Origin of the sequence: Streptomyces sodiiphilus, assembly GCF_039529215.1 — a bacterium.
In the GTDB taxonomy this organism is placed as follows: domain Bacteria; phylum Actinomycetota; class Actinomycetes; order Streptomycetales; family Streptomycetaceae; genus Streptomyces; species Streptomyces sodiiphilus.
Window position 1 is genome coordinate 64,805 of record NZ_BAAAMJ010000001.1, and the last position, 25,387, is coordinate 90,191.

The following is a 25,387-nucleotide window of genomic DNA, read 5'->3' on the forward strand; positions in this document are numbered from 1 at the left end:
TGACTGCCCGCGGGCCGCCCGGCCCGTTCCCTTCCGCCGGTTGAGAGGCTTGTTCATGGCCGACCACGACACCCCTGACGCCCAGGCGCGGGCCAGTCTGCAGTTGCTGGTACGGGACATCGAGCGGGTCCGCCGGCAGGTGGATGCGCTGCGCACCCTGACCGCCCAGCTGGGCAACGTGTACCGGCCGCGGCGCACCTCCTCCTCGGCCGGCTTCGTCGTGTACGGCCGGGCTCCGGCCCCCACGGTCAGGCTCGCCCAGGAGCTGAGGGACAGCGTCGAGACGCTGGTGACCGCGGCGGTGGACTTCGACCGCTCTCTGGGGTTCTCCTGGGACGCGGTCGGCTCGGCCCTCGGCGTGACGAAACAGGCCGTGCACCGGCGCTACGGCGCCCGGCGTGCCCCGGACAGGGGCGTGGTCGTCGAAGCCGACCCGGCAGCGGAGCTCACCGGCCCGGCCGACGACCCTCCGGCCGGAACACCGTCCGTCCCTGCTCCCCGCTGTCTGCCCGGGCAGGGGTCCGCCCCGGGGCTGTCCGCCGAGGCGGAGGACGTCCCCCGGAGCACGCTGCCCGGCCCGCGCACCGGCTGAGAACCCCCGCCCTCAGCCGATGTCCGGTGGATCGATCCGGACCCGGACCGGCGGTCCCTGCCTCCGGGCCAGGCGGGCGGCCTGAGCACTCTTCAGGGCTGCCGCCAGCGCCGCGCCACTGCCCGGGGGCACTCTGATCAGGGCCCGGTCCCACCGTTCGCCCGGGGGTGGGCCACCCGGACGCCGTGGGCCGCCCGCTCCGGCCACCGGCACCGGCCCCAGTACTTCGGCATCGCCGGGAAGCGTGGCCGTGCGCAGCAGACCCTCCACCGCTTCCGGGGAACCGCTGACTGCCGCCATCCGGCTCACCGGCGGAAGTCCCAGCACGGCCCGGTCGGCCAGTTCACGCCGGGCATGGCCCGGAGGATCCCAGCGGACCAGGGCCTGGACCGGGCGAAGGCCCTGCTCGGCGATCACCAGGACGGTGCCACCCTCTCCCGCAGGCCGGACCAGGGCCGCCGCGTTCAGCCAGCGCCGCAGCGCTTCCTCCCCCGCCCTCAGATCGGGGCGGCCGAGAAGCGCCCAGCCGTCCAGCAGCAGGGCAGCGGCGTACCCGGGCCCCTCCTCGACCACCGGCTCGGCTCCGGGGGTGCTCACCACGAGCGCGGGCCGGTCCGGCACCGACGGCAGGACATGGTCGCGGCCGGAGGTCCGCACCGGCACGGCGGGAAACGCACGGCCGAGCTCCTCCGCGGTGCGCCGGGCCCCGACCACCGTGGCGCGCAGCCGGGTGCAGCCGCACCCGGGACAGGACCAGTGAGGCTCCGGTCTGCCGCACCAGGCGCAGTCCGGTGCCCGGTCCGCAGCGGGCGAGGCGAGCGGCCCGTGGCAGTGGCCGCAGCGCGCCGGCTCCCGGCAGCGCTCACAGGCCAGCCGGGGAACATATCCGCGCCGGGGCACCTGGACGAGCACGGGGCCACGCTCCAGGGCGTCCCTTGCGGTGCGCCAGGCGAGAGAGGGCAGCCGGGCTGTGCGGGCGGCGGCGTCCCTGGCCTGCTCCGTATCGTCGACGGTGCGGATCAGTGGCGCGGCGGCTCGGACGGTCTCACGGTCGGCGGCCAGTGAACGGGCCCAGCCGGACTCGACCAGCTGGGCCGCCTCGACCGTACAGCTGTGCGCCCCCAGCAGAAAGCCCGTGTTCTCCTGTGCGGAGCGCAGCATCAGCACCTCGCGGGCGTGCGGCAGCGGTGCCCGCTCCTCGCTGTGTGCCGCGTCACCGTCGTCCCAGACGGCAACCAGCCCAAGGTGCGGCACCGGCGCGAACATCGCTGCCCGGGTGCCCACCACGGCCCGCACCGAGCCCCGGCTGAGGGCAAGCCAGCGGCGGTACCGGGCTTCGGGGCCGGCATCCGCCGTCAGCAGTACGTGGTGTCCGGAGCCGAGCAGAGCCGTCAGGGCGTCGTCGACCCGGGCCGCGCTCCGGCCGTCGGGGAGCACCGCCAGGGCGCCCCGGCCGGAGGAGAGAGCGGCGGCCATGGCGGTCGCCAGTTCGGTGGGCCACTGCGGTCCGGGCAGGGCTGTCCAGACCGCTCGCGGCGCTCCACCGCGCGCCAGGGAGCGCAGGAAGCCGGGCCCCTGCGGGAAGCGCGACCAGGTTCCCGGTGCGGGTTCGGCCGGCGGAGCGGCGGGGGGCGGGGACTCCTTGCGTTCGGCCCTGGCCATCCGGGGCGGGACCGCGAGCTGCACCACATCGGCCAGCGCCCCGGCGTACCGGTCGGCGACCGCCCGGCACAGCCGCAGCAGAGCCGGGGTCAGGACCTGCTCGGTGGACAGAACCTGGGCGAGGGGCGCCAACACCCCCGGGTAGTCGCTGTCCGGACGGCGTTCCACGATGTAGCCGCCCACCAGGCCTCCGCCCTCGCGGCGGCCGCCCCGTTCGCCGGCGCCGAAGCGGACCCGCACCCGTACGCCGGGGCGGGCCTCGTCGGCCATCGCTGCCGGGACCGCGTAGTCGAAGAAACGGTCCAGATGGACCAGCCCTTTGTCCACCAGCACCCGGGCGACCGGCAGACTCTCCGCGAGAGGAGCACCGCGCCAGGTCCGCGGCCGGGCCCGCTCACGCGGAGCGGAGCGGGCCGGGCCGCGGATGAGAGCGAGCTGCTCGGCATCCGGGGCCGGTCTCTCCCCCTCCCCGGCGTGGCGGGGTTCCTCACTGGTCACCCGACAGTCCTAGCAGACGGGCCGGACAGCCGCGCGGCCCCCGCCCCCGGCTGGGCCCGCCCGCTACAGGCCCGCGGCGGTGCGCAGGGCGTCGGTGCGGTCGGTGCGTTCCCAGGTGAAGTCGGGCAGCTCACGGCCGAAGTGGCCGTAGGCCGCGGTCTGGGCGTAGATGGGGCGCAGCAGGTCCAGGTCGCGGATGATGGCGGCCGGGCGCAGGTCGAAGACCTCGGTGATGGCCTGCTCGATGCGGTCGGGGTCGACGGTCGCGGTGCCGAAGGTCTCCACGAACAGGCCCACCGGCTCGGCCTTGCCGATGGCGTAGGCGACCTGTACCTCGCAGCGCGAGGCCAGTCCCGCGGCCACCACGTTCTTGGCGACCCAGCGCATCGCGTAGGCCGCCGAGCGGTCCACCTTGGAGGGGTCCTTGCCGGAGAACGCCCCGCCGCCGTGCCGGGCCATCCCTCCGTAGGTGTCGATGATGACCTTCCGGCCGGTCAGCCCGGCGTCCCCCATCGGCCCGCCCACCTCGAACCGCCCGGTCGGATTGACCAGCAGCCGGTACCCCTCGGTGTCCAGCTTGATGCCGGCCGTGATCAGAGCCCTGAGCTCCGGCTCCACGACGAACTCCCGGATGTCGGGAGCCAGCAGCGAATCGAGGTCGATGTCCGAGGCGTGCTGGCTGGAGACCACGACGGTGTCCAGGCGGACGGCCTTGTCCCCGTCGTACTCCACCGTCACCTGCGTCTTGCCGTCCGGCCGCAGGTAGGGGATGGTGCCGTTCTTGCGGACCTCCGACAGCCGCTGGGCCAGCCGGTGCGCCAGCATGGCGGGCAGCGGCATCAGTTCGGGGGTCTCGTCACAGGCGTAGCCGAACATCAGGCCCTGGTCCCCGGCGCCCTGCCGCTCCAGTTCGTCCTGGATACCCTCGACACGGCTCTCGTAGGCGGTGTCGACGCCCTGGGCGATGTCCGGGGACTGCGCCCCGATCGACACCGACACTCCGCAGGAGGCGCCGTCGAACCCCTTCTTGGAGGAGTCGTAGCCGATCTCCAGCACCTTGTTGCGCACCAGCGTCGCGATCGGCGCGTATGCCTTGGTGGTCACCTCGCCCGCGACGTGCACCAGGCCGGTGGTGATCAATGTCTCGACGGCCACCCGCGAGGAGGGGTCCTCCTTCAGCAGGGCGTCGAGGATGGTGTCGCTGATCTGATCGGCGATCTTGTCTGGGTGACCCTCGGTGACGGACTCCGAGGTGAACAGGCGGCGGGACACATCGCTCCCTGGGTTTGCAGCGGCTGCTGACTGATCTGCTGGCCGGCCCGGGAACAGAGAACCCCGGCTCAGGCTCCGGGCCAGTGTACCGGGCTGGCTGGAGGGCTGAGGGGACCGCGGTCTGCCGCAGCCGGGCCCAGCCCTCCGGAGCACACCATATCCCCAGCGCGGCCCGTCCGGGAGGGTACTCGGCACTTCGGGTCGTGGCGGGGCACGCCAACCGGTCAGTCCGCGGCGCCGAGGAGGCGTGTGACGGCGTCCCACACCCGGTCCGCCAGCTGTTCCTTGGGGCCCGGAGGAACGGGGGTCTCCTCTCCTCCGGCCTCGATGATCACGGCTTCGTTGTCCTCGGTGCCGAAGGCGCGGTTCTCCCCCACCTCGTTGACCACCAGGAGGTCGCAGCCCTTGCGGGCGAGTTTCGCTCGGCCGTTGGCGAGCACGTCGTCGGTCTCGGCGGCGAAACCGACCACGACCTGTCCGGCCCGGCGTCGGGCGGCCAGCTCCGCCAGCACATCCGGGTTACGGACCAGAACGATCGGCTCGGGATCGGCTCCGTCCCGCTTCTTGATCTTGCTCTCCGAGCGGGCGGCCGGCCGGAAGTCCGCCACCGCAGCGGCCATCACCACCGCGTCCGCGTCCCCGGCCGCCCCCAGGACGGCCTCGCGGAGTTCGGCCGCGGTTCCCACCGGAAGGACCTCGGCACCCGCCGGATCGGGCAGGCAGGTGTTGGCGGCCACAAGGGTCACCCGCGCCCCACGGGCAACCGCGGTGCGCGCCAGCGCGTAGCCCTGTTTACCCGAGGAGCGGTTTCCCAGGAACCGCACCGGATCCAGCGGCTCGCGGGTGCCCCCGGCGCTGACGACGACATGGCGCCCGGCCAGGTCCGCGACCGGGCTCCCACCGGCACCGTGGGCCAGCACCCCGCGGCAGACCTCGAAGATCTCACCGGGATCGGGCAGCCGCCCCTTTCCGGTGTCGGCGCCGGTCAGCCGGCCGACCGCGGGCTCGATGACCACGGCTCCGCGCCGTCGCAACGTGGCCACGTTCTCCCGGGTCGCCGGGTGCTCCCACATCTCGGTGTGCATGGCGGGCGCGAAGACCACCGGACAGCGGGCGGTGAGCAGGGTGTTGGTGAGAAGATCGTCGGCGAGCCCGTGGGCTGCTCTGGCGAGCAGATCCGCGGTGGCGGGCGCGACCACGACCAGGTCGGCGCGCTGCCCGATGCGCACATGCGGCACCTCGTGGACGTCGTTCCAGACCCCGGTGTGTGCCGGGGCCCCCGACAGCGCCGACCACGTGGCCTCGCCCACGAACTCCAGCGCGGCGGAGGTCGGCACGACACGGACCCGGTGACCGGACTCGGCGAGCCGCCGCAGCAACTCGCAGACCTTGTAGGCGGCGATACCTCCGCCCACCCCCAGGACGACCTCGGGCTGATCCATCAGTTCACCTCTTGCGCACGCGGATGCCGCGCGGCAGGCGTGCGGCACGGCGGGCGGCCCGGAGGCACAGCCGCCGGNGGTGCCGGAACGGCACCCCTTAGCGGTTACTCCGCCGGGCCCTCGACGGCCTCGGCGGTCAGCAGCCCGGCGTTGATCTCTCGGAGCGAGATCGACAGCGGCTTCTCGTGGACGTGAGTGTCGACCAGCGGGCCGACGTACTCCAGCAGGCCCTCACCGAGCTGCGAGTAGTAGGCGTTGATCTGGCGCGCGCGCTTGGCCGCGTAGATCACCAGGCTGTACTTCGAGTCGGTGGCCTCGAGCAGCTCGTCGATCGGCGGGTTGATGATGCCCTCGGGCGTGGTGATGGAAGAGGACACGCTCTGCCTTCCGCTGCGTTGGTCAGTGGCGGGGAACGATCGGCGGGACCGGTGGGCCCGGGCGCCCCCGGTTCAACACAGCAAGGCTAGCAGCTCGGCGGAGACGGCCTCGACCGACGTGTTCACCAGGGTGACGTCGAACTCCGGTTCGGCGGCCAGTTCGGTGCGCGCCGCCAGCAGCCGCCGCTCGATCACTTCCGGCGCTTCGGTGCCCCGGCCGGTGAGCCGGCGCACCAGCTCGTCCCAGCTCGGCGGCGCGAGGAAGACCAGCCGGGCGTCCGGCATGGATTCCCGCACCTGACGGGCACCCTGCAGGTCGATCTCGAGGAGCACGGGCTCCCCCGCTTCCAGCCGCTCCATGACGGCACGGCGGGGGGTCCCGTAACGGTTCCCGGCGAACTCGGCCCACTCCAGGAGTTCGTCGTTGGCGACCAGCTTGTCGAACTCCTTGTCGTCCACGAAGTAGTACTGCACTCCGTGCCGCTCTCCCGGGCGGGGTTCCCGCGTCGTGGCGGACACGGACAGCCAGACCTCGGGGTGGGCCTTGCGCAGATGGGCGACGACCGTGCTCTTGCCGACCCCGGAGGGGCCGGAGAGCACGGTCAGTCTCGGACGACCGGCCGGTGATGCGGGGGTCGACCCCGGGAAAGCTGCGGCACTCATGCAGCGATTATCCCGGTTGCCCGGCAGCCTGAGAAATCAGGCGGTCCCGCTGCTGAACCTGCCCTCCAGCGCCGCGATCTGATTGGAGCCGAGACCGCGGACCCGGCGGCTCTCGGAGATGCCGAGCTCCTGCATGATCTGCTTGGCGCGGACCTTGCCGACGCCCGGAAGGCTCTCGAGCAGGGCGCTGACCTTCATCTTGCCGATGACGTCGTTCTCCTGGCCCTGCTTGATGACGTCGTGAAGCGAAGCGCCGGAGTGCTTGAGCCTGTTCTTCACCTCGGCGCGCTCCCGGCGAGCCGCGGCGGCCTTCTCGAGCGCGGCTGCGCGCTGTTCAGGGGTAAGGGGCGGAAGAGCCACGCCGTTCACCTCGGGTGTAGGACTGACGGATACGGATCGGTGTGTGAACCTAGCTGCCCCGCCTGCGCGGGGCAACGAGCAACGCCTCGGCGGCGTCCTCCCGATGGAGACTAGCGGCCGAGACGCCCTGAGTCAGCGAGAATCGATGAAAAGTCCTGGTCAGCGTCGCCAGAACAGTACTTTTCGGGCATATCACCACCGGACTCCGGAGGGGACGAGGGCGCCACAGCCTGCATCGTCCCGGCAACCTCTCGGCCTCCCCTGTCGCGGGCACGCCGCGGAAGCCCGGGCGAACCCCGCCCGGGACGATGCCCGCCGGGCCCCTCAGGCCCCTCCCGCGCCCGGCGCGCTCTCCAGAGCCTGCGCAAGGTCGTCGGCCCAGCGCCGGGCCGCCGAGAGCAGCCCGGCGGCGGAGGGACCGGCCCTGAGCACGTCCCGGCTGACGCTGGGGACGACATTGCGTGCCACCGCGCCGAAGACCCGCGGCAGGTCCCCGGCCGTGGCGCCCTGAGCCCCGAAACCCGGTGCCAGCAACGGTCCATTCACGGCCAGGTCGGCCGAGGGGGCTGTGAGGGTCGCCCCCACCACCGCGCCGAAGGACCCAAGCGGCTCGGCACCACGGTTCTCCTCCGCGAGCGCGGCCAGCACGGCCGCCGCGACGGCACGGCCGTCGGTCCCGACGGCACGCTGAACCTGGGCCCCTTCGGGATTGGAGGTGAGGGCCAGGACGAAGACTCCCGCACCGGCCTCGCGCGCCCGGTCCAGCGCGGGCCGCAGCGAACCGAACCCCAGGTACGGGCTCAGGGTCACGGCATCGCAGAACAGCGGGGCGGACGGGTCGAGATAGGCAGCGGCATAAGCCGTCATCGTGGAACCGATGTCGCCTCTCTTGGCATCCATGACCACCAGTGCGCCCGCCGACCGGGCGTCCGCCACGGCGCGCTCCAGCACGGCGATGCCGGCCGACCCAAATCGTTCGAAGAAGGCGCTCTGCGGCTTGAGCACGGCCACGGAGTCCGCCAGTGCTTCGACGACGGTGCGGGTGAACCTCTCCAGGCCGGCGGCGTCCTGGGCCAGCCCCCAGTCCGCCAGCAGGGAGGGATGGGGGTCGATCCCCACGCACAGCGGGCCCCGGGTGTCCAGGGCGTCGCGCAGCCGGCCGCCGAAGGGCAGCGGGGCGGCGTCGGTACTCACATGGGCTCCTTGCGGGTGTCGGCGCCGACCGCCTCGGCGAGGGTGCGGTAGGGACTGGAGGCCAGGCGACGGGCCAGCCCGCGGTGGATCCGCCGGGGCAGGGCAGGCCCCTGGTAGACGAAGGCGCTGTAGCCCTGGACCAGGGAGGCACCGGCCAGGATCCGCTCCCAGGCGTCCTGCGCGGTCTCCACACCCCCGACCCCGACCAGCGTGACCCGGTCCCCCACCCGCGCGTACAGCCGGCGCAGCACCTGAAGGGAGCGCTCCTTGAGCGGGGCTCCGGAAAGGCCCCCGGGCCCGCAGGCGGCCACTGCCTCCGGCGGACCGGCCAGTCCTTCGCGGCCGACGGTGGTGTTCGTGGCGATGATGCCGTCCAGACCGAGTTCGAGGGCGAGGTCGGCGACGGCGTCCAGATCCTCGTCGGCGAGATCGGGGGCGATCTTGACCAGCAGCGGGACGTGCCGCGGTGCCGCCCGGTCGGCCGCCGCGCGCACCGCGGTCAGCAGAGGGCGGAGCCGGTCGGCCGTCTGGAGGTCACGCAGACCCGGGGTGTTCGGAGAGGAAACATTGACGACCAGATAGTCGGCCAGCGCCGCGAGGCGCTCGGTGGACGCCACATAGTCGGCCACCGCCTCTTCCTCGGGCACGGCCTTGGTCTTCCCGATATTGACACCGGTGACGGTCCTGGGCCCGGGAGCCCGCCGGCTGCGCCGGGACATCCGGGCGGCAACGGCGGCGGACCCGTCGTTGTTGAAGCCCATGCGGTTGATCAAGGCGCGGTCGGCCTCCAGGCGGAACAGCCGGGGTGCCGGATTTCCCGGCTGCGGACGGGCGGTGACGGTGCCGATCTCGACGAAGTCGAAGCCCAGCATCGCCAGCCCGTCGATGCCCACGGCGTTCTTGTCGAAACCCGCGGCCAGCCCGAACGGGCCGGGAAGGTCCAGGCCCAGTGCCCGGGTGCGGAGTTCCGGCCTGCGACGGGCGAACAGGGACCGCAGCACGGACCGCAGCGGAGGTACCGCCGCCGCCGCGCGGATGGTCCCGAAAGCCAGCCGGTGGGCGCGCTCGGGGTCCATCCGTCGCAGGACGGTGCGGAACAGCCAGGGATACAAGGTCACTTCGGTCACCGGGCCCGGGCCGAGGTGAGGTGTTCGGCGTGTTCCTGCAGGGACCGCACCCCGACCTCGCCCCGGGAGAGTGCGTCGATGCCCTGCACGGCGGCTGCCAGGGCCTGCACCGTGGTGAGACAGGGGACGGCGCGTGCGACGGCCGCGGTGCGGATGTCGTAACCGTCCAGCCGCCCGCCGGTACCGTAGGGCGTGTTGACGATGAGATCGACCCGTCCGTCGTGGATGAGCTGGACGATGGTGGGCTCACCGTCGGGTCCCGGGCCCTCGCTCTGCTTGCGCACCACGGTCGCGTCGATCCCGTTGCGCCGCAGGACTTCGGCGGTGCCCGAGGTGGCCAGCAGTTCGAAGCCCATGGCGACCAGTTCCCGGGCGGGGAAGATCATGGAACGCTTGTCTCGGTTGGCGACCGAGATGAACGCACGGCCCTTGGTGGGCAGTGCTCCGTAGGCCGCCGCCTGCGACTTGGCATAAGCGGTGCCGAAGGCCGAGTCGATACCCATCACCTCGCCGGTGGAGCGCATCTCGGGGCCGAGCACGGTGTCGACCCCGCGGCCGTGCACGTCGCGGAAGCGCGTCCACGGCAGCACGGCCTCCTTCACGGAGATGGGGGCGTCCAGCGGAAGGGTGCCGCCGTCACCGGTGGCCGGGAGCATGCCCTCGGCACGCAGGCCGGCGATGGTGGCGCCCAGCGAGATCCGCGCCGCGGCCTTCGCCAGCGGGACGGCGGTGGCCTTGGAGGTGAAGGGGACGGTGCGGGAGGCGCGCGGGTTCGCCTCCAGGACGTAGAGAATGTCTCCTGCCAGGGCGAACTGGATGTTGATCAGTCCGCGGACACCGACGCCCTTCGCGATGGCCTCGGTGGAGGCGCGCAGCCGCTTGATGTCGTAACCGCCCAGCGTGATGGGCGGGAGCGCGCAGGCGGAGTCGCCGGAGTGGATGCCGGCCTCCTCGATGTGCTCCATCACGCCGCCCAGGTAGAGCTCGTGGCCGTCGTAGAGGGCGTCGACATCGATCTCGATGGCGTCGTCGAGGAAGCGGTCGATCAGCACCGGGTGTTCCGAGATGAGCCCGGCGTGGCGTTCGAGGTACTCGGCGAGGGAGGCCTCGTCGTACACGATCTGCATGCCGCGGCCGCCCAGCACGTAGGAGGGGCGGACCATCACCGGGTAGCCGATCTCCGCCGCGGTCGCCCGGGCCTCCTCGAAGGAGAAGGCGGTGCCGTACTTCGGGGCGGGAAGCCCGGCCTCGGTCAGCACCCGGCCGAACGCGCCACGCTCCTCGGCCAGGTGGATGGCCTCCGGCGGGGTGCCGACGACGGGCACACCGTTGTCCTTGAGCGCCTGCGCCAGTCCCAGCGGTGTCTGGCCGCCGAGCTGGACGACGACACCGGCCACCGGCCCGGCCTGGGTCTCCGCGTGCACGATCTCCAGGACGTCCTCGAGGGTGAGCGGCTCGAAGTACAGCCGGTCGGAGGTGTCGTAGTCGGTGGAGACCGTCTCCGGGTTGCAGTTGACCATCACGGTCTCGTAGCCGGCGTCGTGCAGCGCGAAGGAGGCGTGCACACAGGAGTAGTCGAACTCGATCCCCTGCCCGATGCGGTTCGGACCGGACCCGAGGATGATCACCGCGGGCTTCTCGCGCGGAGCGACCTCGCTCTCCTCGTCGTAGGAGGAGTAGAAGTACGGGGTGCGGGCGGCGAACTCGGCGGCACAGGTGTCCACGGTCTTGAAGACCGGGCGCACCCCGAGGGCGTGCCGGACCTCACGGACGACGTCCTCGCGCAGGCCGCGGATGCGGGCGATCTGGGCGTCGGAGAAACCGTGCCGCTTGGCCAGGTGCAGCAGGTCCGGGCCGAGCCGGTCCGCCGCGGCGAGTTCTCCGGCGACTTCGTTGATCAGGAACAGCTGGTCCACGAACCACGGGTCGATGCCGGTGGCCTCGAAGACCTCCTGCGGCGACGCTCCGGCACGGATCGCCTGCATGACGGTGTTGACGCGGCCGTCGGTGGGCACGGCGGCCTGTTCCAGCAGCTTCTCGCGGTCACCGGGGTCTCCGGTGAAGGCGAACTGGGAGTCCTTCTTCTCCAGCGAACGCAGGGCCTTGTTCAGCGCCTCGGTGAAGTTGCGGCCGATCGCCATGGCCTCACCGACGGACTTCATGGTGGTGGTGAGGCCCGCGTCGGCCGCCGGGAACTTCTCGAAGGCGAAGCGGGGCACCTTGACCACGACGTAGTCGAGCGTGGGCTCGAAGGAGGCCGGTGTCTGCTCGGTGATGTCGTTGGGGATCTCGTCCAGGGTGTAGCCGACCGCGAGCTTGGCGGCGATCTTCGCGATCGGGAACCCGGTGGCCTTGGAGGCCAGCGCGGAGGAACGCGACACCCGGGGGTTCATCTCGATGACGACCACCCGGCCGTCCCGGGGATCGACCGCGAACTGGATGTTGCAGCCGCCGGTGTCGACGCCGACCTCACGGATGACCTCGATGCCGATGTCGCGCAGCACCTGGTACTCCCGGTCGGTGAGCGTCATGGCGGGGGCCACGGTGATGGAGTCGCCGGTGTGCACGCCCATCGGGTCGAAGTTCTCGATGGAGCAGACCACCACGACGTTGTCGTGCTTGTCGCGCATCAGCTCCAGCTCGTACTCCTTCCAGCCGAGGATGGACTCCTCCAGGAGCACCTCGGTGGTCGGGGAGAGAGCCAGGCCCTGTCCCGCGATGCGGCGCAGCTCGTCCTCGTTGTGGGCGAAGCCCGAACCCGCGCCGCCCATCGTGAAGGAGGGCCGGACCACCACCGGGTAGCCGCCCAGCTCCTCCACTCCGGCGATGACCTCCTCCATGGTGTGGCAGATCACCGACCGGGCGGACTCACCGTGCCCGGTGCGTGCGCGCACCGCGGCGACGACCTCCTTGAACTGGTCGCGGTCCTCCCCCTTGGCGATGGCCTCGACGTTCGCGCCGATCAGCTCGACGCGGTACTTCTCCAGTGTTCCCGCCTCGTGCAGGGACATCGCGGTGTTGAGCGCGGTCTGGCCGCCGAGGGTCGGCAGCAGGGCGTCGGGGCGCTCCTTGGCGATGATCTTCTCGACGATGTCCGGAGTGATCGGTTCCACGTAGGTGGAGTCGGCGATCTCCGGGTCGGTCATGATCGTGGCCGGGTTGGAGTTGACCAGGATGACGCGCAGGCCCTCGGCCTTGAGCACGCGGCATGCCTGGGTTCCGGAGTAGTCGAACTCGGCGGCCTGTCCGATGACGATCGGGCCGGAGCCGATGACCAGGACGGACTGGATATCGGTGCGCTTAGGCACGCTGGCCCTCCATCAGGGAGACGAAGCGGTCGAAGAGGTAGGCGGCATCGTGCGGGCCGGCGGCCGCTTCGGGGTGGTACTGCACGCTGAAGGCCGGCCTGTCCAGCAGTCGCAGGCCCTCCACGACGTTGTCGTTGAGGCAGACATGGCTGACCTCGGCACGGCCGAAGGGGGTGTCGCAGACCTGGTCCAGCGGCGCGTCCACGGCGAACCCGTGGTTGTGCGCGGTGATCTCCACCTTGCCGGTACTGCGGTCCTGCACCGGCTGATTGATCCCGCGGTGGCCGTACTTGAGCTTGAAGGTTCCGAAGCCCAGGGCCCGGCCGAGGATCTGGTTGCCGAAGCAGATGCCGAACAGGGGCGTGCGGCGCTCCAGGACGTCCCGCATGAGGGCCACGGCGTGTTCCGCTGCCGCCGGGTCCCCCGGCCCGTTGGAGAAGAACACTCCGTCCGGCTCCGTGGCGTAGAGCTCCTCGGTGGTGACCGTGGCCGGCAGCACCCGGACCTCGATGCCGCGCTCGGCCATCCGCTGCGGCGTCATTCCCTTGATGCCGAGGTCGACCGCGGCCACCGTGAACTTCTTCGGCCCGATGGCGTCGACGGTGTAGGGCTCGGTGGTCGCCACCTCGGCGGACAGGTCGGCCCCCGCCATCGGCGGTGCCGAGCGCACCCGGGCGAGCAGTTCCTCCTCCCCTGCCCGCAGGGCGTCCCCGGAGAAGATGCCCACGCGCATGGCGCCGCGCTCCCGCAGGTGGCGGGTCAGGGCACGGGTGTCGACGCCGCTGATGCCGACCACGCCCTGGGCCGCCAGTTCCTCGTCCAGGGATCGCACAGAGCGCCAGTTGGAGGGGACCCGGGCCGGGTCGCGCACGACGTAGCCGGCCACCCAGATCCGCCGGGACTCCGGGTCCTCGTCGTTGATGCCGGTGTTGCCGATGTGCGGGGCGGTCATCACGACCACCTGGCGGTGGTAGGAGGGATCGGTGAGGGTCTCCTGGTATCCGGTCATACCGGTCGAGAAGACCGCCTCGCCGACGGTCTCCCCGGCCGCCCCGTAGGCACGGCCGCGGAAGCTGCGGCCGTCCTCCAGGACGAGAAGGGCGGGAGCTTCCGCTCCCCGGGTGAGGGTCGTCATCGTGCGGCCTCCGGGTCGTGCTGGGCGGCGGCATCGGTGGCGCCGGAAAGGTTAATGAGAGTCCCGGCCCAGGCGGCGTGGTCGGCCGCCCGGTCGGAACGGAAACCGGAATCGAGCAGGCGCTCGCCGTGTTGCCAGGTGATCACCAGCAGTCCGCCCTCGGTGAGGACCTTCCCGGCGATGCCCTTGTCCAGGCGGGCTCCCCTGATGCGGTCGGCGGGGATGAAGAAGTCCCGTGCCCCGGGCCGCAGCACCGTCACGCCCTCGTCGGTGAGGGTGAGCCGGGCCCGGCTGCGGGCTCCCAGGCCGTGCGCGACGATGCGGTCCAGCCACTGGCCCGCGGTGGTGGAGCCGTGGTAGCGGCCGGACATCTCCAGCCGGGGCTCTCCCGTGACCGCGGGAGCCGGCAGCAGGTCGGGCAGGTCGGACTGCGAGGCTCCGCGGTTCTGCCAGCCCTTGCGCATCAGCCAGTAGAGGAAGGCGATGAAGAGCAGGGTGGCCACGGTCCAGGCGATCCGGGCGCCCCAGTCGGTCACCTCCTGCGACCTGCGCTCGATGGTGCCGTCCGCGAGGATATTGAGCAGAGGATTCACGCCAGCTTCCCGTCCACGACCGTTGCCCTGCCCCGCAGGAAGGTGTGCGTCACGCGTCCTGGCAGCTCACGGCCCTGATACGGGGTGTTGCGGCTGCGGGAGGCGAAGCCTGCGGAGTTCACTTCTCCACGGTAGGCGGAATCGACCAGCGTGAGGTTGGCGGGTTCCCCCACTGCCACCGGACGGCCCTGGCCGGCCAGCCGGCCGATGGCGGCCGGCCGGTGGGACATCCGCTCGGCGACCCCGGCCCAGTCGAGCAGTCCGGTCTCGACCATGGTGTGCTGGACGACGGCCAGCGCCGTCTCCAGGCCGACCATCCCCATGGCCGCCGCTCCCCACTCGCAGTCCTTGTCCTCGTGGGGGTGGGGGGCGTGGTCCGTCGCCACGCAGTCGATGGTGCCGTCGGCCAGGGCCGCCCGCAGCGCCATCACGTCGTTCTCGGTGCGCAGCGGCGGGTTGACCTTGTAGACCGGGTCGTAGGAGCGGACCAGCTCATCGGTCAGCAGCAGATGGTGCGGAGTCACCTCGGCGGTGACGTTCCACCCCTTGGACTTGGCCCAGCGGACGATCTCGACCGATCCCGCGGTGCTCAGGTGGCAGATGTGCACCCGGGAGCCGACATGCGCGGCCAGCAGCACGTCCCGGGCGATGACCGACTCCTCCGCCACGGCAGGCCAGCCGGTGAGGCCGAGCTCGGCCGAAACGGTGCCCTCGTTCATCTGGGCGCCCTCGGTGAGCCTGGGTTCCTGCGCGTGCTGGGCAATGACTCCGTCGAAGGCCTTCACGTACTCCAGTGCCCGGCGCATGATCACGGCGTCGTCGACGCACTTTCCGTCATCGGAGAAGATCCTGACCCCCGCTGCGGATTCGTGCATGGCTCCCAGTTCGGCGAGTTGCCTGCCCTCCAGTCCGACGGTCACGGCCCCGACGGGCTGGACGTCGCAGTAGCCGGCCTCCCGGCCCAGCCGCCAGACCTGTTCGACCACCCCGGCGGTATCGGCCACCGGGAAGGTGTTCGCCATGGCGTGCACGGCGGTGTAGCCGCCGGCCGCCGCGGCCCGGGTGCCGGTGAGAACGGTCTCGGAGTCCTCGCGGCCGGGCTCGCGCAGGTGTGTGTGCAGGTCGACCAGGCCGGGCAGCAGGATCTGCCCGTCCGCATCGATCACCGTGGCCCCGCCGGTGTCGGCGCCGGTGCCGATACCGGCGACCGTGCCGTTGTCGATCAGTACGTCGGTCCGCTCGCCGCCGAGGATCCTCGCGCCGCGGATCAGGGTCTTGCTGTTGCTCACTTGCTCTCCTCGGTGCGGGTGGTGACGGCGGGCTCGGCCCCGCCCAGCAGCAGGTACAGCACCGCCATACGGATGCTGACACCGTTGGTGACCTGTTCGACCGCGGTGCAGCGCGGCGAGTCGGCCACCTCGGCGGTGATCTCCATCCCCCGGTTCATCGGCCCGGGGTGCATGACGACGGCGTGCCCGGGCATCCGGCTCATCCGGTCGCCGTCCAGTCCGTAGCGGCGGGCGTACTCCCGCTCGGTGGGGAAGTAGGCGGCGTTCATCCGCTCCCGCTGGACGCGCAGCATCATCACGGCGTCCGAGGTGTCCAGGACCGTGTCGAGGCTGTAACTCACCTGGCACGGCCACGACTCGATGCCGATCGGCAGCAGCGTGGGCGGTGCCACGACGGTGACCTCCGCACCCAGCGTGTGCAGAAGAAGCACGTTGGAGCGGGCGACCCGGCTGTGCAGGATGTCACCGACGATGGTGACCCGCCGCCCGGTCAGATCGCGGCCCGTCCCGTCACCGGCTGTTCCGTGCGCGACGGGGTCACCATCCGGCCCGCCGGCCAGATGGCGGCGGAGTGTGAAGGCGTCGAGCAGTGCCTGGGTGGGGTGCTCATGGGTGCCGTCGCCCGCGTTGACGACCGACCCGCCGATCCAGCCGGAGGTGGCCAGCCGGTGCGGTGCGCCCGAGTCGTGATGCCGGATCACCACCGCGTCGGCACCCATCGCCTCAAGGGTGAGGGCGGTGTCCTTCAAGGACTCGCCCTTGGAGACCGAGGAGCCCTTGGCGGAGAAGTTGATGACGTCGGCCGAGAGCCGTTTCGCCGCGGCCTCGAAGGAGATCCGGGTGCGAGTGGAGTCCTCGAAGAAGAGGTTCACGACAGTGCGGCCGCGCAGTGTGGGCAGCTTCTTGATCGGCCGGTCCGCGATCCGGGCCAGCTCCTCGGCGGTGTCGAGGACCAGGACGGCGTCGTCGCGGGTGAGGTCGGCCGCCGAGATGAGGTGGCGCTCCATCTGTTGCCTTCCGTGAGCGTACTGAGGTGCTGGGTACCGCCGGCGTCCGGGCAGGACGGAGTCGCGGTCCCCTGCACCGGGGTCCGTGCGGGGAAGCCTGACCGGTTACCGGTCCTCGGCGGCCGGAGCGGGTTCGCGGACGCCGAGGAACACGCCCTCGCGGCCGTCCTCCTCGGTGAGCTGGACCCTGACCGTTTCCCGCAGGGAGGTGGGGAGGTTCTTGCCGACGTAATCGGCGCGGATGGGAAGCTGCCGGTGGCCGCGGTCCACAAGGACCGCGAGCTGAACGGCGCGGGGGCGGCCGATGTCGTTGAGGGCGTCGAGAGCGGCGCGGATGGTGCGGCCGGAGAACAGCACGTCGTCGACGAGCACCACCAGCCGGCCGTCGATGCCGTCGTCGGGGATGTCGGTGCGGGCCAGCGCCCGGGCCGGGCCCAGTCGCAGGTCGTCCCGGTACATGGTGATGTCGAGCGAGCCGACGGGAATCTGTGATCCGGTGATCTCCGCGAGCCGGGTGGCCAGGCGGCGGGCCAGGAAGACACCTCTGGTGGGAATGCCGAGCACCACGACGTCGTCCGCGCCCCTGGCGCGCTCCACGATCTCGTGGGCGATGCGGGTCAGTACCCGCGCGATGTCCGGTGCCTCCAGAACGGAGCGGACCGGATACGGGCTGCTGCTGTCCATACGAAAACGGACCTCCTTCCCCGCCTCACGGGACGGGCCTTAAAGGACGTCGGAACTATCCGGTGCCGAGCGTACCAGGATCACCCGTTCGATTCGCATTCACGCTGGTCACAGCGGTCTGCCCAGCTTCGGCTTGACGAGAGATATCACGCTGCGTAATCTCACAATGAGTTACCACAAGCCGTCCGGGGAGACACATGTCCAGCGAATACGCCAAACAGCTCGGGGCCAAGCTCCGCGCCATCCGTACCCAGCAGGGTCTGTCCCTCCATGGAGTCGAGGAGAAGTCCCAGGGCCGCTGGAAGGCGGTGGTGGTCGGTTCGTACGAACGCGGCGACCGTGCCGTCACCGTGCAGCGCCTGGCCGAGCTCGCAGACTTCTACGGAGTGCCGGTGCAGGAGCTGCTGCCCGGCTCGACGCCCGGTGGCGCCGCTGAGCCCCCGCCGAAGCTCGTGCTCGACCTGGAGCGGCTGGCGCACGTGCCGACGGAGAAGGCCGGGCCGCTCCAGCGCTACACCGCCACCATCCAGAGCCAGCGCGGCGACTACAACGGCAAGGTGCTCTCCATCCGCCAGGACGACCTGCGCACTCTGGCCGTGATCTACGACCAGTCACCTTCCGTGCTGACCGAGCAGCTGATCAGCTGGGGAGTGCTCGGCAACGATGCCCGCCGGGCGGTCCAGTCCGAGGACAGCTGACCCGGGACGATCACGGCGGTCCGGCGCCGGACGGTACGCGGGGCACCACACGACACGGACGAAGGGGGGCGGCGGGGGCGCGATCGCCCCCGCAGCCCGCCTTTCTCGTTCTTCCGGTCCCGGGCCCGTTGCGGCAGATCCTGCGGGGCCACCGCGGGCCGGGTCAGTCAGCGCAGCAGTGTCGGCTTCAGGCTCTTGAGCCGGCCCAGCAGGCCGTTGACGAACGCCGGGGAGTCATCGGTGGAGAACTCCCTGGCGAGCTGGACCGCCTCGTCGAGCACCACCGCGTCCGGAGTCTCGTCCCGCCACAGCAGCTCATAGGCGCACAGCCGGAGAATGGAGCGGTCGACCACCGGCATCCGGTCCAGCGGCCAGCCCACCGAGTAGGCCGACAGGAGTTCGTCGATCCGGGCCGCCCGCTCGGCGTACCCCTCAACCAACTCCATCGTGTACTCACTGACCGGCGGCTGCCGGCCGTCGTCACGGGCCAGGCGTATCCAGTCGGCAAGCACATCGGTGACGCCGTTGCCGCGCTGGTCCGCCTCGAAGAGGATCTGGAAGGCGCGCTTGCGGGCCTTGCTGCGTGCTGCCACGGTTAGCTGTTCACCCGGCCGAGGTAGTCACCCGAGCGGGTGTCGACCTTGATCTTCTCCCCGGTGGTGATGAACAGCGGCACCCCGATCTCGTAGCCGGTCTCCAGCTTGGCCGGCTTCGTGCCGCCGGTGGAACGGTCTCCCTGGACTCCCGGTTCGGTGTACTCCACCACCAGCTCCACGGCCGCGGGCAGCTCGATGAACAGCGGGCTCTCCTCGTGGATGGCGACCGTACAGTCCTGCCCCTCCAGAAGGTAGTTGGCCGCTTCGCCCACCGTGTCGGGGTTGATGTGCAGCTGGTCGAATGTCTGGGTGTCCATGAAGACGAAGTCCGAGCCGTCCTTGTAGGAGAACTGCATCCCCCTCCGGTCGACGGTGGCCGTCTCGACCTTCGTACCGGCGTTGAAGGTCTTGTCCACCACCTTGCCGGAGAGCACGTTCTTGAGCTTGGTGCGGACGAATGCACCTCCCTTGCCGGGCTTGACGTGCTGGAACTCGACAACGGACCAGAGCTGGCCTCCGTCGAGCTTGAGCACCATGCCGTTCTTGAGGTCGTTCGTGGTCGCCACGGTCGCGGAATCTCCTGAGACTGCTGCTTGGGGTGACCTCGGGCCCGACGCGCACCCGCCTCGCGGGGAGGGCTTACAGGGCGAGGAGCTCCTTGGTCGTGATGGTGAGTAGCTCGGGTCCGCCGTCCGCCATGGGGCGGACGACGAGAGTGTCGTCGATCCGGACGCCGCCCCGGCCCGGAAGATGGACCCCCGGCTCGACGGTGACCGGAACACAAGCCCCCAGTCTACCCATGGCGGCGGGCGACAAGCGGGGGTCCTCCCCGATTTCCAGCCCCACTCCGTGGCCGGTCACAGGTCCCAGCGCCTGGCCGTGCCCGGCGGCATCCAGCACCTGACGGGCCGCCCGGTCCACCGCGCGGCATTCGGCTCCCGGCGCGAGAGCCTCCCGGCCTGCCCGCTGGGCGGCGAACACCAGATCGTACAGTTCGACCTGCCAGTCCGCCGGGCTCGTCCCGATGACGAACGTCCGGCCGATCTGGCACCGGTACCCGCCGAACCGGGCACCCAGGCGCACGGAGAGGAAGTCCCCCTCCTCCACCCGGCGGTCGGTGGGCCGGTGCCCCGCCAGGCCGGAGTTGCTGCCGGTGCCCACGGAGGTCGGGAAGGCCGGGCCGTCGGCTCCGTGATCGACGAGCCGGCGCTCCAGTTCCAGGGCCAGGTGACGCTCGGTACGGCCGACGAGGATGGACTCCAGGAGTTCCCCCAGAGCCCGGTCGGTGATCTCCGCCGCCACCCGGAGTGCCGCGATCTCCTCCTCGTCCTTCACCAGGCGCTGCTCCTCGACCGCGCAGCCCAGATCGGACAGCCGGATCCGGGGAAACCCGCCGGCCAGTGCCCGGTGGCGGGCGACGGTCAGATGGTGCTCCTCGAGGGCGAGGACTTCGGCTCCCGCCTCGGCGGCCAGACTCGCCGCACGCACGGCGGGGTCCGCCTCGGCGGGCAGTTCCGACCAGCTCAGCCCGTCGTCCGGAAGTGCCGCCCGTGCGGACCCCCTGCCGGGCTCCGGATGGCTCACCAGCACGTCCTCCCCGGACGGGCCCAGCAACAGCACGGAGCCGGCAGGAGCCGCCGGACCCGCCAGATAACGCACATTGGCCGGCCGGCTGATCAGCACAGCTGCGCTGCCCGCTGGCATGCAGCGGGCACGCAGGCGGGAACGCCGGGCCGCGTGTACCTCGGACATGCCCCGAGCCTACGCAGCCCGGCCACCGGGCAGCCGCATCGGCGCGTCCTGGCGGTCGGCGCGTCGCACAGACGCTGCCGCGGCCCGGCTCACCACTGCGCCGGGCTGCTGAGACTCCGGGAGACCGCGTCGTCGAGCATCCGGGCGGTGGTGGCCACGTCGTGCCGGGAGTTGTCGATGATGGGCAGGCCTGCCCCGTACCACCCGGCCATCCGTCCGTGGATGGTGGCGACCTCCTCGTCGGAGAGCCGGCGGGTGCCGGTCCGCGAGGCGTTGCGTTCCAGAACCACCTCCAGGCCGGGCAGCAGCACCACAGGGATCAGGCCCGGCCCGACGTGGCGCTTCCAGCCCCCCAGGCCGATGGCAGGGCGGTCGGGGAAGACGGCGTCGTCCAGAATGCAGGAGATGCCGTTGGCCAGAAAATTGCGGGCGGCGAATCCGCAGGTGCGGCGGGCGAGCCGGTACTGCGCCTCGGACCGGTCGTCCCATCCGGCGCGGGGATCGGCGAAGCCGGAGCGGACCCACTCGCGCACGTCGTCCAGGCTGATGTGGGCCGTGGGGACCGGGCGTGCCTGCGCCCAGTGGCGCGCGACGGTCGTCTTGCCCGCTCCCGCCGGCCCGATCAGCAGGACGGCGACCCCGGCGTGCGCCGGATCGGGCGTGGCCGCCCCGGTGTCGGGGGCGGGGACGGCACCTCCGGGCGGAAGCCGGAGGTGACCGCTTGGTCCGATGCCGGCCGGCACGGGCATCCCACCGGGCTGTTGCATCCGCTCCCGCTCCGTCTGCTCCGGGCACGGCCTCCCCTGGCCGTGCGGCTGTCCGTCGGGGACTCACCGTACCGGTGCCGTCCGTCTCATACTCAACGTCCCGGCCCGGCGCAGCGTGCCCGCGACCGGCAGGTCGCTCACGTCTGGCCGGACAGTTCCCCCGCCAGGGCCCGCAGGGCGAGCACGTAGGAGTCGATCCCGAACCCCGCAACGGTACCGGTGGCCACCGCGGCCACCACCGAGGTGTGCCGGAACTCCTCGCGTGCGTGGGGGTTGGAGATGTGCACCTCGATGAGCGGTGCGGTGCGCTGAGCGGCGGCGTCCCGCATGCCGTAGGAGTAGTGGGTGAACGCCCCCGGGTTGAGGACCACCGGCAGCCGGCCGTCCGCGGCCTCATGCAGCCAGCCGATCAGCTCGCCCTCGTCGTTGGTCTCCCTGACCTCGACGTCCAGACCCAGTTCGCGGCCGGCTGCCGCGCAGCGCTCGACGAGCCCGGCATAGGAGGTGGCGCCGTAGACATCGGGCTCCCGCGAACCCAGCCTGCCCAGGTTGGGTCCGTTCAGGACCAGGACCCGGCGGGTCACCGGGCGATCTCCGCGTGGGCGGCCAGCAGCATGGCCGGATCCGGGCCCTCCAGCACCGTGGGCCGCGCCAGCCCTTCCAGCACGATGAAGCGCAGCAGGTCGCCGCGGGACTTCTTGTCGACCCTCATCGTCTCGACCAGCCTGGGCCACTGGTCGCCCCGGTAGGTCACCGGCAGGCCGACCGCTTCCAGCACGGCGCGGTGCCGGTCGGCGGTGGCGTCGTCCAGCCGGCCGGCGATGCGGCCCAGCTCGGCGGCGAACACCATGCCGACCGCGACCGCGGCCCCGTGCCGCCACTCGTAGCGCTCGTTCTTCTCGATCGCGTGGGCCAGGGTGTGGCCGTAGTTGAGGATCTCCCGGCGGCCGGCCTCGCGCAGATCACCGGACACCACCTCGGCCTTGACCTTGATGGAGCGCTCGATGAGCTCAGCGGTGTGCGGCCCCTCGGGAGTCCGGGCAGCCCGGGGATCGCTCTCGATCAGCTCCAGGATGACCGGGTCGGCGATGAACCCGGCCTTGATGATCTCCGCCAGGCCCGAGACGTAGTCATGGACCGGAAGGGACTCCAGCGCGGCCAGGTCGCAGAGCACGCCCGCCGGCGGATGGAACGCGCCGACCAGGTTCTTCCCCTCCGCGGTGTTGATCCCGGTCTTCCCGCCGACCGCGGCGTCGACCATGCCCAGGACCGTGGTCGGGACGGCCACCCAGCGCACGCCGCGCAGCCACGTCGCGGCCACGAAACCGGCGAGATCGGTGGTCGCCCCTCCCCCCACGCCCACCACCACGTCGGTGCGGGTGAAGCCGCTCTGCCCCAGCGCCTTCCAGCAGTAGGCGGCGACTTCGGCGGTCTTCGCCTCCTCCGCGTTCGGCAGTTGCACGGCGATGGCCTGGTAGCCCTGGGCCGCCAGGTCCTCCCGGAGTGCGTCTCCCGTCTCGGCGAGCGCTTCGGGATGGAGAACGGCGACCCGCCGGGCGGCGGTGCCGATGAGCCCGGGGAGGTCACCGAGCAGTTGCCGGCCGACGAGGACGTCGTAGGGTTCGGTGCCCGCGCTGCCACCGACGGCGATACGGACGGGGGCGGGGTGAGTACCGGTCATGCTGTCCTGAGCTCCAATGCGTCGAGAACCGCCGCGGCGACCTCGGCGGGTGTCCGGTCCTGGGTGCCGACCACGGCGCGGGCCACCTGCAGGTACAGCGGCCGGCGAGCCTCCATCAGGGTCCGCCACTGCTGACGCGGGTTGACTGCCAGCAATGGACGCGGGGCGTCAAGACCCACCCGCTTGACGGCGTCGGAGAGCGCGACGTCGAGAAAGGCGACCGGCAGCCCGGACAGAAGGGCACGGGTGCCGTCGTCCAGGACCGCGCCGCCTCCCAGCGAAAGCACTCCGTCGTGGCCGCCGAGGGCGGACCGGACGGCCTCGGCCTCCAGTTGCCGGAACCGCCGCTCACCGTCCTGGAAGAAGATCTCGGGGATGGGCTTGCCCGCCATGCGTTCCACGTCGGCGTCGGTGTCCCGCAGGGAAAGGCCGAGCCGCTCGGCCAGCAGAGCCCCCACGGTGGTCTTGCCCGCTCCGGGCGGGCCGACCAGCACCACAGCAGGGCCGGTCACCGGATCTCCAGGGCTTCCAGATAGCCGGTGACGTTGCGGCGGGTCTCGGTGACGCTGTCCCCGCCGAACTTCTCGGCCACCGCGTCCGCCAGCACGAGTGCGACCATGGCTTCCGCCACGATCCCGGCCGCGGGCACGGCGCACACGTCCGAGCGCTGGTGGTGCGCCCTGGTGGCCTCGCCGGTGGCGGTGTCGACGGTGGCCAGCGCGCGCGGCACGGTAGCGATGGGCTTCATCGCCGCCCGGACCCGCAGCAGCTCGCCGGTGCTGAGCCCGCCCTCTGTTCCGCCGGAGCGGCCGGAAGCCCGGCGGATGCCGTCGGCCGTGGCGACGATCTCGTCATGAGCCTGCGAGCCCGGGACCCGTGCGAGGCCGAAGCCGTCACCGATCTCGACGCCCTTGATCGCCTGGATGCCCATCAGGGCGGCGGCGAGTCTGGCGTCCAGCCGGCGGTCCCAGTGCACGTGGGAGCCGAGCCCGACAGGAACGCCGTGGGCGACGACCTCGACGACTCCCCCGAGCGTGTCGCCGTCCTTGTGGGCCTGATCGATCTCGTCGACCATCGCCTTGCTCGCGGCCGGGTCCAGGCAGCGCACCGGGTCGGCGTCCAGCCGTGCGACGTCGTCGGGCACCGGTACGGTTCCCGCCGGGGCGGCAGCCGCGCCCAGTTCCACGACGTGCGAGACGATCTCCGTGCCGGTGGTCTCCCTGAGGTAGGAGCGGGCCACGGTCCCCAGGGCGACCCGGGCGGCGGTCTCCCGCGCGGAAGCCCGTTCCAGGATCGGACGGGCGTCAGCGGCACCGTACTTCTGCATGCCGGCGAGGTCGGCGTGGCCGGGGCGAGGGCGGGTGAGCGGCGCGTTGCGGGCCAGTTCCGCGAGCTCTGCCGGGTCCACCGGGTCGGCCGCCATGACCTTCTCCCACTTGGGCCACTCGGTGTTGCCGATCATGACGGCCACCGGGGAGCCCAGAGTCAGGCCGTGCCGGACACCGCCGAGGAAGGTGACCTCGTCCCGCTCGAACTTCATCCGGGCACCGCGGCCGTACCCCAGCCGGCGGCGGGCCAGGGCGTCGGCCACCATGGCGGTGGTGACGGGCACCCCGGCGGGCAGCCCTTCCAGCGTCGCCACCAGCGCCGGACCGTGCGACTCCCCTGCGGTCAGCCAGCGCAATCTGCTCAACGGTGCTCCTCGGATCCCGGACGGCTCGGACATCCTGATCTTTGCATGCCCGCCCGACACTCCCCAACCCCGTCCGGGTTCCGGACGCCTCCGGGTGCCGGGATGTCAGGCAGGCCGGGCGGCCAGCGCGCGCTGACCCGCCGCACGCATGGCGGCGAGCGGCCCGGGCGTCTTCCCCGTCATCAGCTCCACCTGGAGCACCGCCTGGTGGACCAGCAGGTCCAGCCCGCCGAGCAGCACCCCTCCGCGCTCGGCCCAGGCGGCGGCCAGCGGCGTGGGCCAGGGGTGATAGAGGACGTCGAAGAGGGCACCGGGGGCTGCGGGGATCTCAGCGGCGAGAGAGTCGGTGGCGCCGGCCGGGGTCGTGGCGACCACCAGGGGGGCATGCAGCGCCTCGCGTGCCTCGGACCAGTCGGCGGTCCTCACCGGCAGCCCGAGCCGTTCCCCCCAGCCGCGCATCTCCGCGGCCCGCCCGGTGCTGCGGACGTAGGCCGTGACCTCGCCGGCACAGATGTGGGCCAGCGCGGCCAGGGCCGAGGCAGCGGTGGCTCCGGCACCGAGAACGGCCGCGCGTTCGACTCGCTCCACGCCCCGCTCCCGGAGCGCGGCGACGATGCCCGGGACGTCGGTGTTGTCCCCGATACGCCGCCCGTCCGCGGTGAACACCACCGTGTTCACCGCTTCCACCGCCTCGGCGGTCCCGCTCATGCTGTCCAGCAGGGGAATGACGGCGCGCTTGAGCGGCATGGTGAGGGAGAGTCCGGCCCATTCCGGCCCCAGCCCGCGGACGAATCGTTCCAGTCCGTGCTCGTCCACGTCGTACCGCCCGTACGTCCACGTGCTCAGGCCGAGGTCCGCGTAGGCAGCCCGGTGCAGGACCGGGGAGAGCGAGTGGGCGATCGGCGAGCCGAGCACAGCCGCCCGGTACGCGCCGGCCCGGTTTCCGGCCGATGCCGCTGTCATTCCTGCCCTCCCGCTCTCCGGCCCGGCGGGGCGC

Annotated in this window: 25 protein-coding genes; 2 read left to right on the forward strand and 23 right to left on the reverse strand. The window is 71.8% G+C overall.

The annotated features are described in order from the left end of the window. The first annotated feature begins 55 nt into the window (after window positions 1-55). On the forward strand, window positions 56-592 hold the full coding sequence (locus ABD299_RS00320) for a hypothetical protein (RefSeq protein ID WP_344257794.1): 537 nt from the start codon (window positions 56-58) through the stop codon (window positions 590-592). Between the two features lie 12 nt (window positions 593-604). Here the strand turns inward: ABD299_RS00320 and ABD299_RS00325 are convergent, their stop codons facing one another. From ABD299_RS00325 to pyrR, 14 genes are all read right to left on the reverse strand, one after another. After that, window positions 605-2,752 carry a primosomal protein N' gene (locus ABD299_RS00325; protein WP_344257796.1) on the reverse strand — a complete coding sequence of 716 codons (2,148 nt, stop codon included), beginning with the start codon at window positions 2,750-2,752 and terminating at the stop codon, window positions 605-607. A 63-nt stretch (window positions 2,753-2,815) separates the two neighbouring features. After that, the gene (gene metK, locus ABD299_RS00330; RefSeq protein ID WP_344257798.1) at window positions 2,816-4,024 is read right to left on the reverse strand and encodes a methionine adenosyltransferase; all 1,209 of its coding nucleotides are present in this window, start codon (window positions 4,022-4,024) and stop codon (window positions 2,816-2,818) included. Window positions 4,025-4,248: 224 nt separating this feature from the next. Next, window positions 4,249-5,466 (reverse strand): bifunctional phosphopantothenoylcysteine decarboxylase/phosphopantothenate--cysteine ligase CoaBC, encoded by a 1,218-nt coding sequence (gene coaBC / locus ABD299_RS00335; protein ID WP_344257800.1) that lies wholly within the window; start codon window positions 5,464-5,466, stop codon window positions 4,249-4,251. A gap of 104 nt (window positions 5,467-5,570) precedes the next feature. Next, window positions 5,571-5,843, reverse strand: coding sequence for a DNA-directed RNA polymerase subunit omega (gene rpoZ / locus ABD299_RS00340; protein WP_344257802.1), 273 nt, complete (start codon window positions 5,841-5,843; stop codon window positions 5,571-5,573). Window positions 5,844-5,915: 72 nt separating this feature from the next. Then, window positions 5,916-6,506: a guanylate kinase gene (gmk, locus tag ABD299_RS00345; RefSeq protein ID WP_344257804.1), complete on the reverse strand. Its 591-nt coding sequence runs from the start codon at window positions 6,504-6,506 to the stop codon at window positions 5,916-5,918. Between the two features lie 36 nt (window positions 6,507-6,542). Beyond that, window positions 6,543-6,866 carry an integration host factor, actinobacterial type gene (gene mihF / locus ABD299_RS00350; RefSeq protein WP_344257806.1) on the reverse strand — a complete coding sequence of 108 codons (324 nt, stop codon included), beginning with the start codon at window positions 6,864-6,866 and terminating at the stop codon, window positions 6,543-6,545. A gap of 324 nt (window positions 6,867-7,190) precedes the next feature. Then, on the reverse strand, window positions 7,191-8,060 hold the full coding sequence (pyrF, locus tag ABD299_RS00355) for an orotidine-5'-phosphate decarboxylase (RefSeq protein ID WP_344257808.1): 870 nt from the start codon (window positions 8,058-8,060) through the stop codon (window positions 7,191-7,193). After that, a complete protein-coding gene (locus ABD299_RS00360; RefSeq protein WP_344257936.1) occupies window positions 8,057-9,172 on the reverse strand; it encodes a quinone-dependent dihydroorotate dehydrogenase in 1,116 nt (371 codons plus the stop codon). Before ABD299_RS00360 ends, pyrF begins: the two co-directional genes overlap by 4 nt. Before the next feature lie 11 nt (window positions 9,173-9,183). Further along, window positions 9,184-12,495: a carbamoyl-phosphate synthase large subunit gene (carB, locus tag ABD299_RS00365; protein WP_344257810.1), complete on the reverse strand. Its 3,312-nt coding sequence runs from the start codon at window positions 12,493-12,495 to the stop codon at window positions 9,184-9,186. After that, on the reverse strand, window positions 12,488-13,630 hold the full coding sequence (carA, locus tag ABD299_RS00370; protein WP_344257811.1) for a glutamine-hydrolyzing carbamoyl-phosphate synthase small subunit: 1,143 nt from the start codon (window positions 13,628-13,630) through the stop codon (window positions 12,488-12,490). The genes carB and carA overlap by 8 nt, the downstream gene beginning before the upstream one ends. Beyond that, window positions 13,627-14,223, reverse strand: coding sequence for a PH-like domain-containing protein (locus ABD299_RS00375; protein ID WP_344257813.1), 597 nt, complete (start codon window positions 14,221-14,223; stop codon window positions 13,627-13,629). Before ABD299_RS00375 ends, carA begins: the two co-directional genes overlap by 4 nt. Next, window positions 14,220-15,512 (reverse strand): dihydroorotase, encoded by a 1,293-nt coding sequence (locus ABD299_RS00380; RefSeq protein ID WP_344257815.1) that lies wholly within the window; start codon window positions 15,510-15,512, stop codon window positions 14,220-14,222. Before ABD299_RS00380 ends, ABD299_RS00375 begins: the two co-directional genes overlap by 4 nt. Then, on the reverse strand, window positions 15,509-16,519 hold the full coding sequence (locus ABD299_RS00385) for an aspartate carbamoyltransferase catalytic subunit (RefSeq protein WP_344257816.1): 1,011 nt from the start codon (window positions 16,517-16,519) through the stop codon (window positions 15,509-15,511). The genes ABD299_RS00380 and ABD299_RS00385 overlap by 4 nt, the downstream gene beginning before the upstream one ends. Window positions 16,520-16,624: 105 nt before the next feature. Then, entirely contained in the window at window positions 16,625-17,203 is a 579-nt protein-coding gene (gene pyrR / locus ABD299_RS00390) for a bifunctional pyr operon transcriptional regulator/uracil phosphoribosyltransferase PyrR (RefSeq protein ID WP_344257817.1), read from the reverse strand. Window positions 17,204-17,400: 197 nt separating this feature from the next. On the opposite strand from pyrR, the gene bldD reads away from it, so the two are divergent. Then, window positions 17,401-17,901, forward strand: coding sequence for a transcriptional regulator BldD (gene bldD, locus ABD299_RS00395; RefSeq protein ID WP_344257818.1), 501 nt, complete (start codon window positions 17,401-17,403; stop codon window positions 17,899-17,901). Between the two features lie 167 nt (window positions 17,902-18,068). Here bldD and nusB read toward each other — a convergent pair whose 3' ends face one another. The 9 genes from nusB to ABD299_RS00440 all read right to left on the reverse strand — a co-directional run bounded on the left by nusB (window position 18,069) and on the right by ABD299_RS00440 (window position 25,353). Further along, complete coding sequence (nusB, locus tag ABD299_RS00400; RefSeq protein WP_344257819.1) at window positions 18,069-18,494, reverse strand: transcription antitermination factor NusB; 426 nt, start codon at window positions 18,492-18,494, stop codon at window positions 18,069-18,071. A 2-nt stretch (window positions 18,495-18,496) separates the two neighbouring features. Beyond that, entirely contained in the window at window positions 18,497-19,063 is a 567-nt protein-coding gene (gene efp, locus ABD299_RS00405; protein WP_344257821.1) for an elongation factor P, read from the reverse strand. Between the two features lie 73 nt (window positions 19,064-19,136). After that, window positions 19,137-20,249 carry a M24 family metallopeptidase gene (locus ABD299_RS00410; RefSeq protein ID WP_344257822.1) on the reverse strand — a complete coding sequence of 371 codons (1,113 nt, stop codon included), beginning with the start codon at window positions 20,247-20,249 and terminating at the stop codon, window positions 19,137-19,139. Between the two features lie 89 nt (window positions 20,250-20,338). Next, entirely contained in the window at window positions 20,339-21,016 is a 678-nt protein-coding gene (locus tag ABD299_RS00415; RefSeq protein WP_344257823.1) for an AAA family ATPase, read from the reverse strand. A 137-nt stretch (window positions 21,017-21,153) separates the two neighbouring features. Continuing rightward, the gene (gene aroQ / locus ABD299_RS00420) at window positions 21,154-21,600 is read right to left on the reverse strand and encodes a type II 3-dehydroquinate dehydratase (protein ID WP_344257825.1); all 447 of its coding nucleotides are present in this window, start codon (window positions 21,598-21,600) and stop codon (window positions 21,154-21,156) included. Next, window positions 21,597-22,697, reverse strand: a complete 1,101-nt coding sequence (aroB, locus tag ABD299_RS00425) for a 3-dehydroquinate synthase (protein WP_344257827.1) — start codon at window positions 22,695-22,697, stop codon at window positions 21,597-21,599. Before aroB ends, aroQ begins: the two co-directional genes overlap by 4 nt. Beyond that, window positions 22,694-23,209 (reverse strand): shikimate kinase, encoded by a 516-nt coding sequence (locus tag ABD299_RS00430; RefSeq protein WP_344257828.1) that lies wholly within the window; start codon window positions 23,207-23,209, stop codon window positions 22,694-22,696. Before ABD299_RS00430 ends, aroB begins: the two co-directional genes overlap by 4 nt. Continuing rightward, the gene (gene aroC / locus ABD299_RS00435; protein WP_344257831.1) at window positions 23,206-24,390 is read right to left on the reverse strand and encodes a chorismate synthase; all 1,185 of its coding nucleotides are present in this window, start codon (window positions 24,388-24,390) and stop codon (window positions 23,206-23,208) included. The genes ABD299_RS00430 and aroC overlap by 4 nt, the downstream gene beginning before the upstream one ends. A 105-nt stretch (window positions 24,391-24,495) precedes the next feature. Then, the gene (locus ABD299_RS00440) at window positions 24,496-25,353 is read right to left on the reverse strand and encodes a shikimate dehydrogenase (protein ID WP_344257832.1); all 858 of its coding nucleotides are present in this window, start codon (window positions 25,351-25,353) and stop codon (window positions 24,496-24,498) included. Window positions 25,354-25,387: the final 34 nt, after the last annotated feature.

Excerpts from the sequence above, each read along its gene's own strand:
- ABD299_RS00320 (WP_344257794.1), top strand. The coding sequence starts at position 56 with ATGGCCGACCACGACACCCCTGACGCCCAGGCGCGGGCCAGTCTGCAG.
- coaBC (WP_344257800.1), bottom strand. The coding sequence starts at position 5,466 with ATGGATCAGCCCGAGGTCGTCCTGGGGGTGGGCGGAGGTATCGCCGCC.
- gmk (WP_344257804.1), bottom strand. The coding sequence starts at position 6,506 with ATGAGTGCCGCAGCTTTCCCGGGGTCGACCCCCGCATCACCGGCCGGT.
- carA (WP_344257811.1), bottom strand. The coding sequence starts at position 13,630 with ATGACGACCCTCACCCGGGGAGCGGAAGCTCCCGCCCTTCTCGTCCTG.
- ABD299_RS00385 (WP_344257816.1), bottom strand. The coding sequence starts at position 16,519 with ATGGAGCGCCACCTCATCTCGGCGGCCGACCTCACCCGCGACGACGCC.
- pyrR (WP_344257817.1), bottom strand. The coding sequence starts at position 17,203 with ATGGACAGCAGCAGCCCGTATCCGGTCCGCTCCGTTCTGGAGGCACCG.
- bldD (WP_344257818.1), top strand. The coding sequence starts at position 17,401 with ATGTCCAGCGAATACGCCAAACAGCTCGGGGCCAAGCTCCGCGCCATC.
- ABD299_RS00410 (WP_344257822.1), bottom strand. The coding sequence starts at position 20,249 with ATGTCCGAGGTACACGCGGCCCGGCGTTCCCGCCTGCGTGCCCGCTGC.
- ABD299_RS00415 (WP_344257823.1), bottom strand. The coding sequence starts at position 21,016 with ATGCAACAGCCCGGTGGGATGCCCGTGCCGGCCGGCATCGGACCAAGC.
- aroB (WP_344257827.1), bottom strand. The coding sequence starts at position 22,697 with ATGACCGGTACTCACCCCGCCCCCGTCCGTATCGCCGTCGGTGGCAGC.
- ABD299_RS00440 (WP_344257832.1), bottom strand. The coding sequence starts at position 25,353 with ATGACAGCGGCATCGGCCGGAAACCGGGCCGGCGCGTACCGGGCGGCT.